Origin of the sequence: Paracoccus sp. (in: a-proteobacteria), from assembly GCF_030538755.1 — a bacterium.
In the GTDB taxonomy this organism is placed as follows: Bacteria; Pseudomonadota; Alphaproteobacteria; order Rhodobacterales; family Rhodobacteraceae; genus Paracoccus.
On record NZ_JAUNTJ010000010.1, the window covers coordinates 1 to 13,694 of the forward strand.

The 13,694-nt window shown below is 63.5% G+C and carries 16 protein-coding genes; 8 read left to right on the forward strand and 8 right to left on the reverse strand.

Annotated features, from left to right (window positions below; genetic code table 11):
- Window positions 1–131: 131 nt before the first annotated feature.
- Together Q4G14_RS07775 and Q4G14_RS07780 are read left to right on the forward strand one after the other, a co-directional pair.
- Window positions 132–713 (forward strand): YceI family protein, encoded by a 582-nt coding sequence (locus Q4G14_RS07775; protein ID WP_303361170.1) that lies wholly within the window; start codon window positions 132–134, stop codon window positions 711–713.
- A gap of 3 nt (window positions 714–716) precedes the next feature.
- The gene (locus tag Q4G14_RS07780) at window positions 717–1,064 is read left to right on the forward strand and encodes a DUF488 domain-containing protein (protein WP_303361171.1); all 348 of its coding nucleotides are present in this window, start codon (window positions 717–719) and stop codon (window positions 1,062–1,064) included.
- Window positions 1,065–1,123: 59 nt separating this feature from the next.
- Here the strand turns inward: Q4G14_RS07780 and topA are convergent, their stop codons facing one another.
- A complete protein-coding gene (gene topA, locus Q4G14_RS07785; RefSeq protein ID WP_303361172.1) occupies window positions 1,124–3,811 on the reverse strand; it encodes a type I DNA topoisomerase in 2,688 nt (895 codons plus the stop codon).
- A gap of 150 nt (window positions 3,812–3,961) precedes the next feature.
- Here topA and Q4G14_RS07790 point away from each other — a divergent pair, with 150 nt between their 5' ends.
- Window positions 3,962–4,663, forward strand: a complete 702-nt coding sequence (locus Q4G14_RS07790; RefSeq protein ID WP_303361173.1) for a GNAT family N-acetyltransferase — start codon at window positions 3,962–3,964, stop codon at window positions 4,661–4,663.
- 210 nt (window positions 4,664–4,873) lie between these two features.
- Here Q4G14_RS07790 and Q4G14_RS07795 read toward each other — a convergent pair whose 3' ends face one another.
- Complete coding sequence (locus Q4G14_RS07795; protein ID WP_303361174.1) at window positions 4,874–5,557, reverse strand: response regulator; 684 nt, start codon at window positions 5,555–5,557, stop codon at window positions 4,874–4,876.
- 177 nt (window positions 5,558–5,734) lie between these two features.
- Between Q4G14_RS07795 and mce the strand changes: the two genes are divergently transcribed.
- Together mce and Q4G14_RS07805 are read left to right on the forward strand one after the other, a co-directional pair.
- Window positions 5,735–6,139, forward strand: coding sequence for a methylmalonyl-CoA epimerase (gene mce, locus Q4G14_RS07800; protein WP_303361175.1), 405 nt, complete (start codon window positions 5,735–5,737; stop codon window positions 6,137–6,139).
- Complete coding sequence (locus Q4G14_RS07805) at window positions 6,139–6,411, forward strand: DUF1467 family protein (protein WP_303361176.1); 273 nt, start codon at window positions 6,139–6,141, stop codon at window positions 6,409–6,411. Before mce ends, Q4G14_RS07805 begins: the two co-directional genes overlap by 1 nt.
- On the opposite strand, the gene Q4G14_RS07810 is transcribed toward Q4G14_RS07805, so the two are convergent.
- A complete protein-coding gene (locus tag Q4G14_RS07810; protein WP_303361177.1) occupies window positions 6,380–7,078 on the reverse strand; it encodes an EI24 domain-containing protein in 699 nt (232 codons plus the stop codon). The two genes, Q4G14_RS07805 and Q4G14_RS07810, sit on opposite strands and share 32 nt — an antisense overlap.
- Window positions 7,078–7,647 (reverse strand): nitroreductase, encoded by a 570-nt coding sequence (locus Q4G14_RS07815; protein WP_303361178.1) that lies wholly within the window; start codon window positions 7,645–7,647, stop codon window positions 7,078–7,080. Before Q4G14_RS07815 ends, Q4G14_RS07810 begins: the two co-directional genes overlap by 1 nt.
- Window positions 7,648–7,738: 91 nt before the next feature.
- On the opposite strand from Q4G14_RS07815, the gene Q4G14_RS07820 reads away from it, so the two are divergent.
- Window positions 7,739–7,990, forward strand: coding sequence for a DUF167 domain-containing protein (locus Q4G14_RS07820; protein ID WP_303361179.1), 252 nt, complete (start codon window positions 7,739–7,741; stop codon window positions 7,988–7,990).
- A 38-nt stretch (window positions 7,991–8,028) separates the two neighbouring features.
- Here the strand turns inward: Q4G14_RS07820 and Q4G14_RS07825 are convergent, their stop codons facing one another.
- Entirely contained in the window at window positions 8,029–8,268 is a 240-nt protein-coding gene (locus tag Q4G14_RS07825) for a hypothetical protein (RefSeq protein ID WP_303361180.1), read from the reverse strand.
- Window positions 8,269–8,410: 142 nt separating this feature from the next.
- Between Q4G14_RS07825 and Q4G14_RS07830 the strand changes: the two genes are divergently transcribed.
- A complete protein-coding gene (locus Q4G14_RS07830) occupies window positions 8,411–9,208 on the forward strand; it encodes a M48 family metallopeptidase (RefSeq protein WP_303361181.1) in 798 nt (265 codons plus the stop codon).
- A gap of 590 nt (window positions 9,209–9,798) precedes the next feature.
- Entirely contained in the window at window positions 9,799–10,164 is a 366-nt protein-coding gene (locus Q4G14_RS07835) for a hypothetical protein (protein WP_303361182.1), read from the forward strand.
- Between the two features lie 72 nt (window positions 10,165–10,236).
- On the opposite strand, the gene ilvN is transcribed toward Q4G14_RS07835, so the two are convergent.
- From ilvN to Q4G14_RS07850, 3 genes are all read right to left on the reverse strand, one after another.
- Window positions 10,237–10,797, reverse strand: a complete 561-nt coding sequence (gene ilvN, locus Q4G14_RS07840; RefSeq protein WP_303361183.1) for an acetolactate synthase small subunit — start codon at window positions 10,795–10,797, stop codon at window positions 10,237–10,239.
- Between the two features lie 63 nt (window positions 10,798–10,860).
- Window positions 10,861–12,615 carry an acetolactate synthase 3 large subunit gene (locus Q4G14_RS07845; protein WP_303361184.1) on the reverse strand — a complete coding sequence of 585 codons (1,755 nt, stop codon included), beginning with the start codon at window positions 12,613–12,615 and terminating at the stop codon, window positions 10,861–10,863.
- Window positions 12,616–12,775: 160 nt separating this feature from the next.
- A complete protein-coding gene (locus Q4G14_RS07850; RefSeq protein WP_303361185.1) occupies window positions 12,776–13,618 on the reverse strand; it encodes an arginyltransferase in 843 nt (280 codons plus the stop codon).
- Window positions 13,619–13,694: the final 76 nt, after the last annotated feature.

Sequence of the window (13,694 nt, forward strand, 5' to 3'; positions counted from 1 at the left end):
GAGGCTGCGCCGGTTTCGCATCATTGCGGAAGGATGCGGCTTTATAGCGGCGATTTTCGCAAAAGCAAGGCGATTCGGTGGAACCCGCGCGGGGGCAGGCGCGTTTCGGCGTTTTGGAAGGAGTTATCCAGATGAAACGGACGATGATTGCAGCCGCCTTTGCCGCGGCCCTGCCCGTGGCGGTTCTGGCGCAGGATGCGCCCGAAAGCGGAACCTATGTGTTCGACAGCGATCACGCGCAGGCGCTGTTTTCGTGGAGCCACATGGGCTTTTCCACCAGCTATGGCATGGTGAACGGCATTGAAGGGCAGGTTGTTCTGGACGCTGAAAACCCGGAAAACTCGACCGTCGAGGCACGTTTCCCAGCGGTGTCGATGCAGACCGTTTCCCCCGGTCTGGACGAGCATCTGAAATCCGAGGATTTCTTTAACGGCGACGGTGGCGAGGTGACTTTCGTTTCCACCGGGGTCGAGCCGGGCGAAGGCAATCTGGCCCGCGTCAGCGGCGATCTGACCCTGAACGGGCAGACGCAGCCGGTGGTGCTGGATGTGGTGCTGAACCACAGCGGCGAAAACCCGATGGCGCAAAAGCCTGCCGTCGGCTTTACCGGCACCACGGTCATCAAGCGGTCCGACTTTGGCCTGGGTGCCTTTGTGCCGGCGGTCAGCGACGAGGTTCAGGTGACGCTGAACATCGAGGCGATGAAGGAATAATCCTTGCCCGATCTGGCGATCAAGCGCGCCTATGATCCGCCCGCGCCCGATGACGGGGCGCGGGTTCTGGTGGATCGGCTGTGGCCGCGCGGCCTGACGCATGAGGCATTGGCGCTGGATCTGTGGCTGAAAGACATCGCCCCCAGCGATGAGCTGCGGCGTGAATTTCACCACGATCCGACCCGCTGGCCCGAGTTTCAGCGGCGCTATGCCGCCGAACTGGCCGGGAATCCTGCGGTGCAGACCTTGTGCGATCTGATGGCCAAGGGGCGTGTGACACTGATCTATGCGGCCAAGGATCAGGTTCATAACAACGCCGCCGCATTGCGGGACTGGTTCAGGGGGCACTGACGCGCGGGTTGCGAGGCAGCGCCCCAAGGTGCGTATTTAGGCAAACAGGAAGCCGGCGGTCACTCTGAGGGAGGGGCCGCTTTTTTCGTGGTTTTTCGGGTTGTGGCTTTTTTGGCGGCGGGTTTTTTCGCGGTTGCCTTTTTGGTGGTCGCCTTGGATTTGGCCGCTGCCTTTTTCGGGGATTTTGCGGCTTTGGCGGCGATCAGTTCCAGCGCCTGTTCCAGCGTGATGTCTTCGGGGGTGACATCGCGGGGCAGGGTGGCGTTGATCTTTTCCCATTTCACATAAGGGCCATAGCGGCCATTCATCACCTGAATGGCGCCGCCATCGGGGTGATCGCCCAGTTCTTTCAGTGGTGCGGCGGCGGTGCGGCCTCGGGTCTGTTTGGCTGCCAGCACCTCGACCGCGCGGTTCATGCCGATGGTGAACACCTCGTCCACATCGGGCAGGTTGGCATATTTCGACCCATGTTTGACATAGGGGCCAAAGCGGCCGATGGCGGATTCGATCATCACCCCGTCTTCGGGATGAGGGCCGATCTGGCGTGGCAGGTTCAGCAGCATCAGCGCGCGATCCAGATCGAGGCTGGCGGCGTCCCAGCCCTTGGGGATCGAGGCGCGGGGTGGTTTCGGGGTATCCTCGGTCGCCTCGCCGCGCTGGACATAGGGGCCAAAGCGGCCCACCCGCAGGCTGATTTCATCGCCGTCGTCATGGCCCAGCACGCGGTCGCCCACGGGGTCTTGGCCATCGGGGGCCGACAGCGGGCGGGTATAGCGGCATTCGGGGTAATTGCCGCAGCCGATGAAGGCCCCGCCCGAGCGTGCGGTTTTCAGGTTCAGCCGCCCCTTGCCGCACAGCGGGCATTCGCGCGGGTCGCCGCCATCGGCGCGCGGCGGGTAAAGATGCGGCGCCAGAGCGTCGTCGATGGCGGTCAGCACCTCGGAGATGCGTAGTTCTGACGTGCCTTCGAGCGCCTTGGTGAAGTCGCGCCAGAATCGGGTCAGCACCTCGCGCCACAGGCGGTCGCCGGCGCTGATTTCATCCAGCTCGGTTTCCATTTCGGCGGTGAAATCATAGCTGACGTAGCGCGGAAAATATTCGGTCAGGAACACCGTGACCAGCCGCCCCTTGTCCTGCGGGATCAGGCGTTGGCCATCCTTGCGCACATAGTCGCGATCCTGAATCGTGGTGACGATGCTGGCATAGGTCGAGGGGCGGCCGATGCCCAGTTCCTCCATCCGTTTCACCAGCGTCGCTTCGGTATAGCGGGGCGGGGGCTGGGTGAAATGCTGGCGCGCGGCGGTGGCGGCGCTGGTGGCCGCGATCAGGCCGGGGGCGGTTTTCATGTCTTGCGGGGCGTCGGGCAGGTCGCCGCCCTTTTCCGCCGCCTTGGCCAGTTCGGCGGTAAAGCCGCCCGCGACGGGCTGCGCGGGTTCGCCCTTGGCGATCTGCGGCAGGCGGGCGCTGTCTTCGCCGTCGTCATCGTCGCGGCCCTGATCGTAAACGCGCAGAAAGCCGTCGAACAGCATCACCTGCCCGGTGGCGCGCAGGCCTACCTGAGCGTCGGGGCTGGCGATTTCGACCGTGGTGCGTTCCATCCGCGCGGCTTCCATCTGGCTGGCCAGCGTCCGCTTCCAGATCAGGTCATAGAGCTTGCGCTGATCTTCGGCGGTGACGCGCAGCTTGTCGGGGGACAGCATCATATCCGTGGGGCGGATACATTCATGCGCCTCCTGCGCGTTCTTGGCCTTGTTCTTATACATGCGCGGGCTTTTCGGCAGGTATTGGTCGCCGAATTTCGTCTTGATCGCGTCGCGGGCGGCCATCACCGCCTCGGGGGCCATGTCGATGCCGTCGGTCCGCATATAGGTGATGTAGCCCGCCTCATACAGGCGCTGCGCGGTGGACATGCAGGCCTTGGCGCCCATGCCCAGCTTGCGGCTGGCCTCTTGCTGCAAGGTGCTGGTCATGAAGGGCGGCCAGGGGTTGCGGCTGGCGGGTTTGGCGGTGACATCGGTCACAACCAGATCGCGGCTGGAAACGGCGCTGACGGCCATGGCGGCGGCCTGCGCATCGGGCAGATCGAAGCGGTCCAGCTTTTTTCCCGCCAACGTAGTCAGCGTGGCGTCATATTCATCGCCGCCCGGCGTGGCCAGACGGGCATGGACCGACCAGTATTCGCGGGCGCGGAATGCCTCGATCTCCATTTCGCGGTCAACGATCAGGCGCAGGCAGACCGATTGCACCCGGCCTGCCGATTTCGCGCCGGGCAGCTTGCGCCACAGCACGGGCGACAGGTTGAAGCCGACCAGATAATCCAGCGCGCGGCGGGCCAGATAGGCATCGACCAGCGCCTGATCTATCTGGCGCGGGTTGGCCATCGCCTCGGTCACGGCGGATTTGGTGATGGCGTTAAAGGTGACGCGGCTGACCGCTTTGCCCTTTTTCAGCGCCGGGGCCAGGGCCTGTTGCAGATGCCAGCTGATCGCCTCGCCCTCGCGGTCGGGGTCGGTGGCCAGGATCAGGCGGTCGTCCTGGGCCAGTGCGTCGCGGATCGCCTTGACGTGCTTTTTCGAGTCTGCGGCGATTTCCCATTTCATATCAAAGTCATGTTCGGGATCGACGCTGCCATCCTTTGGCGGCAGATCGCGCACATGTCCAAAGCTGGCCAGCACCTTGTAATCGCCGCCGAGGTATTTTTCGATGGTTTTGGCTTTGGCCGGAGATTCGACGACGACGACGGGCATGGGCTTCTCGCTAAGGCGCTGCAATCGGGGCGTGAACATGGGGGGCGGGCGGGCGGCTGTCAACTGTCACGCTGAGGCCGGGGTGGCAAGGCGGGGCTGGAACCGGCGGTGAAACGGGTGATACTGGCCCGGCACAACAAGGAGTCCGCCATGTCTGACACCCCCCGCCTGACCGGCGCGCCCGTGCCGGATTTCACCCCGCCGCCTATGCCCGGCCCGGCCCGGATCGAGGGGCGTTTCGTGACGCTTGAACGGCTGGACCCGGCGCGCCATGCCGAGGCAATCTGGCAGGCGGCACGGGGGGCGGACTGGATCTGGGATTATCTGGGCTATGGTCCGTTTGCCGCGCCAGAGGATTACCGGGCCTGGGCGGATGGCGTTGCATCGGGGGCGGACCCTTGTTTCTATGCGGTCTTGCCGGATCAGGATGCGGCGGGGGTGGCGTCGTTCCTGCGCATCGACCCGAACAACGGCGTGGCTGAGCTGGGGCATATCCTGTTGACGCCACGGGTGCAGCGGACCCCGGCGGCGAGTGAGGCGCTGATGCTGATGATCCGCTGGGCGTTTGAAAATGGTTATCGCCGGTTCGAATGGAAATGCGATGCGCTGAACGCGCCCTCGCGGCGGGCGGCGCTGCGGCTGGGGTTTACCTTCGAGGGCGTTTTTCGCAAGCATATGATCTATAAAGGGCGCAATCGCGATACGGCGTGGTTTGCGATCACCGATGATGAATGGCCGGCGCTGCGTGGGGCCTATGATGCGTGGCTGGCACCTGCGAATTTCGATGCCGAGGGGCGGCAGCGGGAAAGCCTTTCGGCGCTGACCGTGCGGGCCTTGCCGGGGCGGGGCTGAGACGCGCCGGCGTGGCGGGGCGGTTCGGAAATGGCAGCGCGGCGTTGGCTGCGCCGGAGTCATGCGTATTTGGGCAAACAGGAAGCCGGCGGGGTTCTGCGGGATAAAGGTGGCCCCGGAGGAGCGGTCCGGGGCCGGGCAGGGTCACGGGGTTCGGATGCCGTGGCTGCCTAGTTATGCGTGTGTGTGCCGGTTGTGTGGGGGTGGGGTTCAGACCTCGCCCACGGCGGCCAGACGGTCCTGCACCAGGCCGCTGATCCGCGCCAGATCGCCTGCGACGGCGTGGCCCGCTTCGTGGTCGCGGGCCAGAGCGGTGGCGGCCTGTTCCAGCGGTGCGTCATGGGCCGAGCGGGCGACGCCAGCCAGAAAGCGGGCGATATAGTCGATCGCGGCGGTGTCGGTTGCGCCCGACAGAACCTCGGCCACATGGGCCAGATCGTCGCGCAGTGCGGCGGAATCGGGCGAGATGACGTCATCGGGCAAAAGGCGTGGTCCTGCCGGTTGCGATTCGGCGGGCAGGGCCGACAGGATCGCCTGTTGAAAGACGGCAAGGCTTTCGACCGGCTTGGCCAGAAAGCCGTTGGCCCCGGCCGCCATCGCTGCCGCTTCGTTATCGGGATCGCCAGACAGGCCAAGGATCACCGGCACACGCGGTTCGGCGCCGTGGATGCGCGCGATCAGTTCGGCACCGTTGCCATCGGGCAGGCCCATATCCGCGATGACCACCGCCGGACGATAGGTCAGCAGGTGGCGCGTGGCCGATTTCAGGCTGTCGGCGCGGCGAATGCGCGCGCCCGAGCGCAGGCACAACAGGCGCACCGCCTCGCTGGCAAAGCGCGAATCTTCGACCACCAGCACGGTCAGGCCCGTCAGCGGGCGCCCCGGCAAGCTCATCCTCCAGGCGGGCAAGCTGCCCATGCCGGTTCCGACTTCTGTCTGCATCGCCATTCCCCTGCGAATCGTCATCTGATCCCTTGGTAGCGCGGCAAACACTAAGATCGGGTTAACGGCGGCGGGTTTCTCTTTCCCTTGGCGGCCATGATCCGTAAACACGGGGAAACGGAGGATACCATGATCGGACGCCTGAACCATGTCGCCATTGCTGTGCCTGATTTGCAGGCTGCCGCGGCGCAATACGAAAACACGCTGGGGGCCACCGTGCGCCCGCCGCAGGACGAACCCGATCACGGCGTGACAGTGGTGTTCATCGAACTGCCGAACACCAAGATCGAACTGCTGTATCCGCTGGGTGAAAACAGCCCGATTCAAGGGTTTCTGGACAAGAACCCTTCGGGCGGGATCCATCATATGTGCTTTGAGGTCGAAGACATCATCGCCGCCCGCGACAAGCTGAAATCCGAAGGTGCCCGCGTTCTGGGCACCGGCGAGCCCAAGATCGGCGCGCATGGCAAGCCGGTTCTGTTCCTGCATCCCAAGGATTTCAACGGCTGCCTGATCGAGCTGGAGCAAGTCTGATGAACCTGACTGGCGGCATCGTTCTTTATACTGTGCTGTGGTTTCTGGCGCTGTTCGTGATTCTGCCCATCGGGCAGCGCAGTCAGGCCGATACTGGTCAGGTGGTGCCCGGCACGCCTGCGGGCGCGCCGCATGACCCCCGGCTTGGGCGCAAGGCGCTGATCGCGACCGGGGTTGCGGCGGTGATGTGGGCGGTGATCGCCTGGCTGATACTGGGCGATGTCGTCACCCGCGCCGACATCATCGCGTTCGAGGCGTGGTTGCGCGGATAAGGTGAAACAGGTGCGTAAAGGCCGCGGCGGCCAGCACCGGCACCACGATATTCAGCACCGGCACGGTCAGCAGCAGCGCGATCAGCACGCCCGCCCATGTGATGCGGGTGTTGTTGACCTGACGCAGCGCCGTCGCCTGTGGTTCGTGAAGGTGACGGCGGGCGGCCATCTGGAACAGCTCTCGTCCCAAAAGCCAGCCGTTGGCGCCGTAGAACAGCACCGGCGAAAATGGCCCTAGGATCGGCATGGTTATCAGCGACAGCAGCGCCACCACGATCACCGCGCCCATCACCGCCATGGATTCCAGCAGACCGTCCATGAAATCCAGCGATTGGCCCTTGGCGTGGGGATAGTGCGTCTCCTCGACCGCATTTGCGACGTTTTCGGCGAACAGGCCCGAAAAGGCGGCGGCGACCGGGGCCATCAGAAAGAACCCGATCAGCGGGAACAGCGCCAGCGAAGCCCATGACAGCGCCGTGCCGAAATCAATCGGCCCCCAGAAGGGCAGGGTGAAACCGCCCGGAACAAAGGTTCGGATCAGGAAAAACACCACCGCTTGCAGCGCGATGAACAGGCCGATGGTCAGCGCGATCCCCGTCAGCACAATGCCAAAGATGCGCGGACGCAGCATGTCGGTCAGCGCGCGGCTGAGGGCGATGAAGACCATTACAGCCACCCGGTTTTGGCGGCGATGTCGGGGCGGGGACGGTCGGGCGGGGCTTCGCCCCGGCTGCCGATGTGGATCAGGCCGGCGACACGCTCGCCCGGTGTGACGCCAAGATGCGCGGCGGCGAAATCCTGATCGAGTGCGGCAAAGCCCGTCAGCCACGCAGCCCCCCAGCCCGAGGCCAGCGCGGCATTGACCAGACCCAGACAGACCGCCCCCGCCGACAGGACCTGTTCCCACTCGGGCACTTTGCCGCTGGGCACGGGGGACGAGATCACGGCGACGATCACCGGGGAATCAAAGGCCGAGGCGGCTTTGTCTGCGGCGGCCTGATCTTGTGTGGCCTGAAGGACGGCGGCGTGCAGGTCGGGCTTGATCCGGTCCAGCGCGTCGCGGCTGATGACGACAAAGCGCCATGGTTCCAGCTTGCCGTGATCGGGGGCGCGGGCGGCAAGGGTCAGCAGGTGCATGATCTGGTCGCGGTCGGGGCCGGGTTCGCGCAGCATCTTGGGCGGGTGCGAGCGGCGGGTGGCCAGAAACGCCTGCGCGGCGTCGTTGCGGTGATCCATGGCTGTCTCCTTTTGTCGCGATGGATGTAATGGCGGCGGGCGTGGTTGAACAGGGCTTGCGGGCGGTTCGGCACGGGCCGATGATCGCAGCATGGACGATCTGACGCATCTGGCCCGGCCGGGCACCGAAATCGCTGTGCGGGTGACGCCGCGCGCCGGGCGGAATGCCGTGGTTGCGGCTGATGGCGTGCTGCGGGTCTATGTCACCACCGTGCCCGAGGACGGCAAGGCCAATGTCGCGGTGCAAAAGCTGTTGGCCAAGGCCATCGGCGTGGCGCGCACGCGGCTGGTTCTGGTGCGCGGGGTGACTGCGCGCGACAAGCTGTTCCGGGTTGAGGGGTAGCGCCCCAAGGTGCGTATTTAGGCAAACAGGAAGCCTGCCTATGGGCGCATGACGTAATTGCCTTGGGGCAGGTTCAGGGCGGCGCGCAGTTCCTGTAACTGTTTCATGCTGAAGACGACGGTGGCCAGGGAGTCGCCCTCGGGCGAGAGTTGTTCGACCAGCACCCGGTCGTCAAAGGCGGTGATGACGATATCTTCGCTAAGCGGGCGGGTGCCCGGTTCGGCTTCGTCGATCAGGGTGATGACGGTCGAGTCAAATTCATGCTCGATGGTAAACATGGGTTATTCTTTCAAATTTTCGGCACAATAGGGCCAGCGGTTGCCTGTTCGCGGATTGCGGCACTGGTGCGGTGCGGGTCATGCCGTTAGATTGGCCGCAAAGCCGTATGGTCGGCAAGGGGCAGTTCGGGGGGCAGAACATATGCACAAGCGCAGCAAAATTGCAGCTATCCTTACCACGGCCTGTGTCGGGCTGGCAGGCTGCGTTGTGCAGGTGCCGGTCGATGGGGCAGGGGGGGGCACCCCGCAGCCTTCGGCGCCTGCGCCCTCGACCAGCGCGCCGAACCCCTATCCCGCGCAGGCGTCGGCCACCCCGGTTTCCAACAATCCGCAGGCTGCGGCGCGGGCTTTCGTGTCGGTGATGCAAAAGATGGAGCCGGCGATCGAGCGTGAGTGCATGACCCGCCGCACCCGGCCCATCAACTGCGATTTCCAGTTCGTCGTCGATGATCGCCGGGGGCAGGAGCCGAATGCCTTTCAGACCATCGACGGGCAGGGGCGTCCGGTGATCGGCTTTACCCTGTCGCTGATCGCGGCGGCGCAGAACACCGATGAGCTGGCCTTTGTCGTCGGGCACGAGGCCAGCCATCACATTCTGAACCACCTGTCGCAAAAATCCAGCGCGGCCACGGCGGGGGCGGTCATTCTGGGGGGGCTGGCGACGGTCTATTCCGGCAACCCCACAGCCGTGAACACAGCCAGCCGTATCGGGGCGACGGTCGGATCGCGCTATTACTCGAAAGAGTGGGAGCTGGAGGCGGATTATCTGGGCGCCATCATCACGCTGAACGCCGGTTATGATCCGCAGCGGGGCGCGGCCTTCTTTGCGCGGATGCCTGATCCGGGCGATCAGATCCTGGGGTCGCATCCGGCCAATTCGCAGCGTGTCGCGCAGGTGCGCCGCGCTGTTTCGGATGTTCGCTCGGGCCGCGCGCGCTGATTTGATCTGGATCATTTTGCGCCTGCGGCCCTGCCATGCCTGTGCAGTGGTCGCAGGTGATTCGTCGATATTGAACCCGTTTTCCAAACTTTGCAGTTCAATATCGCAATGGCAGCGAAATGAATTCAACCATAAGGCGTAGAGGCCGCTGCCGAGGCCGAAAGTTAAGATGTGGTAAATTTACCACTGACCCTTTGATGGAAGGTCATGAAGGCTGACTAAAAAAAATTTACTCCACTGGCCGGGAACCTGTCCAAATAGTCAGGCGTTCTGCCCTTCATGAAGTTCGATGCCGGTCTGCATTCCTTTCAGTTCATGTAATTTTTCACCGGTTTTTCTGATTCGCACTGTGCAACTTCTGTCCGGGTCGCGCGGCGTTGTGACCTTGCGTCACAAGATGCCGAACAGCCTGCCATCCCCGCTTGCAAAGATGTAGTTTACCCAGGGTAAGCGTACGGGATTGCGAGGAAATTAAACCAAAATTCCAAATCATGGCTTTACTCGGATTTGGATGAACATATGATCCAACTTGCGAACAGGGACACCGGCAGATTCTGAATGCCGGTTCGGAGAGGAAGGACCATCAGAAGATGATCGGCGTAGTGGTGTGGAGCAGTGCAGACCGTGAAAAGGCGGTCATCTGGTGCGAGGATCAGGGGGCACTGGCCTATCTGCAAGGGCGTGAAAATCTGGCGATGCCGGGTATGGGCTGGCCCGAGGCCGGCGACCTGATGGAACTGGAAACCGAATTTCTGGCCTCGCTGCGTCATGCTCGCCACGTCGCTCTGTTAAGCGAGGCGGAATGCCCTGGCCTGCCCGACGCGCTGCGCCGCGCACCCGAACCCGATGAGATGCGGCTTCGTCTGGTGTCTTCGCGCGAGGATGCGCCGAAGGCCAAACCAGCGTCGGCGCACGCCCCGCTGCGCCGCGTTACGGTGACCTCTGTCGCAAGCTGATACTGCCCGTCACGGCACGAAAAAAGGCGGCGCGGAGCAATCCGGCCGCCTTTTTCATGTCCGCCGTCGCCCCTAGTGGCCGCGCGCCAGTGCCGCAACGCCGGTGCGGGCCATGTCGATCAGCCCCAGCGGGCGGATCAGATCGGCAAAGGCGTCCAGTTTCTGCGGCGCGCCGGTGATTTCGAACACAAAGCTTTCCAGCGTCGAATCCACGACCTTGGCGCGGAAAATCTCGCCGATGCGCAGCGCCTCGACCCGCTTTTCGCCTTGGCCCGCGACCTTGAACAGACCCAATTCCCGCTCAACCGAGGCGCCCTCGACCGTCAGATCGTGGACCTCGTGAACGGGGACGATGCGGCCCAGTTGCGCCTTGATCTGTTCGATCACCGCAGGCGTGCCGCGGGTGACAACGGTGATGCGCGACCGATGGCCGGTGTGGTCCACCTCGGCCACGGTCAGGCTGTCGATGTTGTATCCGCGCCCGGAAAACAGCCCGATGACGCGCGCCAGCACGCCCGGTTCGTTTTCCACCAGCACCGCCAGCGTATGGCTTTCGCGCAGGTCCGCGTTCGGGTCGCGCAGGTCATAGGCGGAATGGCTGGATGCGCCGCGTTCGATTTTCAGTGCCGACATGGGATCAGCCCCTTCTTGATTGTCCAAATCCTTGGGCATCCGGGGGCAGCCCCCCGGTCTGCGTCACACCAGAACCGCGCCGTCAGCCTTGATCGCGCCTTCGGTCGAGGCCTCGCCCAACAGCATCTCATTATGCGGCTTGCCCGAGGGGATCATCGGGAAACAGTTTTCGTGCTTTTCGACCAGCACATCCAGAATGAACGGGCCGTCGTAATCCAGCATTTGCTGGATCGCCGCGTCCAGATCGGCCGGGTCGCGCACCTGCGCGCCCTTGCAGCCGAAGGCCTCGGCCAGTTTGACGAAATCGGGCAGGCTTTCCGACCACGACTGGCTGTAGCGTTCACCATGCAGCAATTGCTGCCATTGGCGCACCATGCCCAGCCGTTCGTTGTTCAGGATGAACTGCTTGACCGGGGCGCGGAACTGAACGGCGGTGCCCATTTCCTGCATGTTCATCAGCCAGCTTGCGTCGCCAGCGATGTTGATGACCAGCGCCTCGGGGTGGGCGACCTGCACGCCGATGCTGGCCGGCAGGCCATAGCCCATCGTCCCCAGCCCGCCCGAGGTCATCCAGCGGTTCGGCTGATCGAAGTGCAGGAACTGCGCCGCCCACATCTGATGCTGGCCCACCTCGGTCGCGATATAGCGGTCGCGGCCCTTGGTCAGCGCCTCAAGCCGTTCCAGCGCGAATTGCGGTTTGATGACGCTGGTGCTGTTGGTGTAGGACAGGCATTTCCTGGCCTTCCATTCGTCGATCTGTTGCCACCACTTGCCCAAGGCGTCGGTGTTCACCTTGCGCCCGCGCGCCTTCCAGATTTTCAGCAGGTCTTCCAGCACATGGCCGACATCGCCCAGAATCGGCAGATCGACGCGGATCACCTTGTTGATGGATGACGGGTCGATGTCGATATGCGCCTTGACCGATTGCGGGCTGAAGTCGGCGGTGCGGCCTGTGATGCGGTCGTCGAAACGGGCACCGATGTTAATCATCAGGTCGCAGCCGTGCATGGCCAGATTGGCCTCATACAAGCCATGCATCCCCAACATGCCCAGCCAGTTGCGCCCCGAGGCCGGATAGGCCCCCAGCCCCATCAGGGTCGAGGTGATCGGAAATCCGGTCGTATCGACCAGTTCCCGCAAAAGCTGGCTGGCACCGGGGCCAGAGTTGATGACGCCGCCGCCGGTATAAAAGACCGGGCGTTCGGCACGCTCGATCAGTTCGGCCAGCCGCGTGATCGCGTCCTGATTGCCTTTGCGCGGCGGGGCATAGTTGCTGTTGTCGGTCTGGCGCGGGCCGGTATAGGTGCCTTCGGCGAATTGCACATCCTTGGGGATGTCGATCAGCACCGGGCCGGGCCGCCCCGAGGTGGCGACGTGAAACGCCTTGTGGATCGTTTCGGCCAGCTTGTCGGTGTCTTTGACCAGCCAGTTATGCTTGGTGCAGGGGCGGGTGATGCCCACGGTATCCGCCTCTTGGAAACCGTCGGTGCCGATCATGAAGGTCGGAACCTGCCCCGACAGCACCACCAGCGGAATCGAATCCAGCAGCGCATCGGTCAGCCCGGTGACGGCATTGGTCGCGCCGGGGCCGGATGTCACCAGAACGACCCCCGGTTTGCCGGTCGAGCGGGCATAGCCTTCGGCCATGTGAACCGCGCCCTGTTCGTGGCGCACCAGAATGTGCTTGATGTCGTTCTGCTGGAAAATTTCGTCATAAATCGGCAAGACGGCCCCGCCGGGATAGCCGAATACGGTATCGACGCCCTGATCGCGCAGCGCCTCGACCACCATCCTCGCACCCGTCATTGTTCGGGACATTGCCGTATCTCCAGTTTTGAACAAACAAACGCGCAGCCCCTTGCTGCGCCGCCGCAAATTATGGCCGGTGCGGGGGATCGTCAATGGCTGGGGCTGGATAAAATGGCGCGGTGTGGCGATTTTTTGAAACTATCTTGCGCCCGCGCCATCCATGGCGAAACTATTTGTCTGGCTGCGGCAATTGTATGCGCGCCACCTGTTCGACGATCGGATCAACCGACAGCGGATGCGCCTCGCTGTTGTGGCTGGCGGGGTTGCCGATGGGCTGCCAGACGCCGCCCTTATAGATTTCCAGCGCCGAAAATTTCGCCTTGTAGTCCATCTTGCGGCTGCCCGGCACCCAATAGCCCAGATAGACAAAGGGCAGGTTGGCCGCCCGCGCGATTTCAATATGGTCGAGGATGATATGCGTGCCAAGGCTGGCCTCGGTCAGGGCCGGATCATAAAAGCTGTAAACGAGGCTTAGCCCGTCATCCAGCACATCGGTCAGGCAGACGGCAGCCAGATGTTCCGACCCGGCGATAATCTGTCCGTCATCGGCCAGATCAGCGCAGCGGTATTCGATCACGCGGGTCTTGACCGGCGTTTCCTCGATCATGGCGGCGAATTCAAAGATGTCCATGTCGGCCATACCGCCATCGGCGTGGCGGTGGTCCAGATAGCTGCGGAACAGGTCATACTGTTCCTCGGTCGCCCATGCGCTGGTGGCCAGCCGCCGGATTGCGGCATTTCGTCGCATGATGCGCCGCTGCGTGCGCGAGGGCGTGAAATCGGCCACCCGGATGCGGGCCGACATGCAGGCCACGCAGCTTTCGCAACTGGGACGATACAGCACGTTCTGCGACCGCCGGAACCCCTGTCGCGACAGGGTATTGTTCAGCGCATTGGCGTTTTCGCCATGCAGGGCGGTGAACAGTTTGCGTTCGGCCCGCCCGTGCAGATAGGGGCAGGGCTGAGGGGCCGTTACATAAAACTGCGGCACTTGGGGAAGGGTGTGGCGCATCAGCGATCTTGCGTTGGAATCCGATAAGGTCAGACGTTACCCAATAACGCGCCGTTTAACAGCACAAATCTGACAA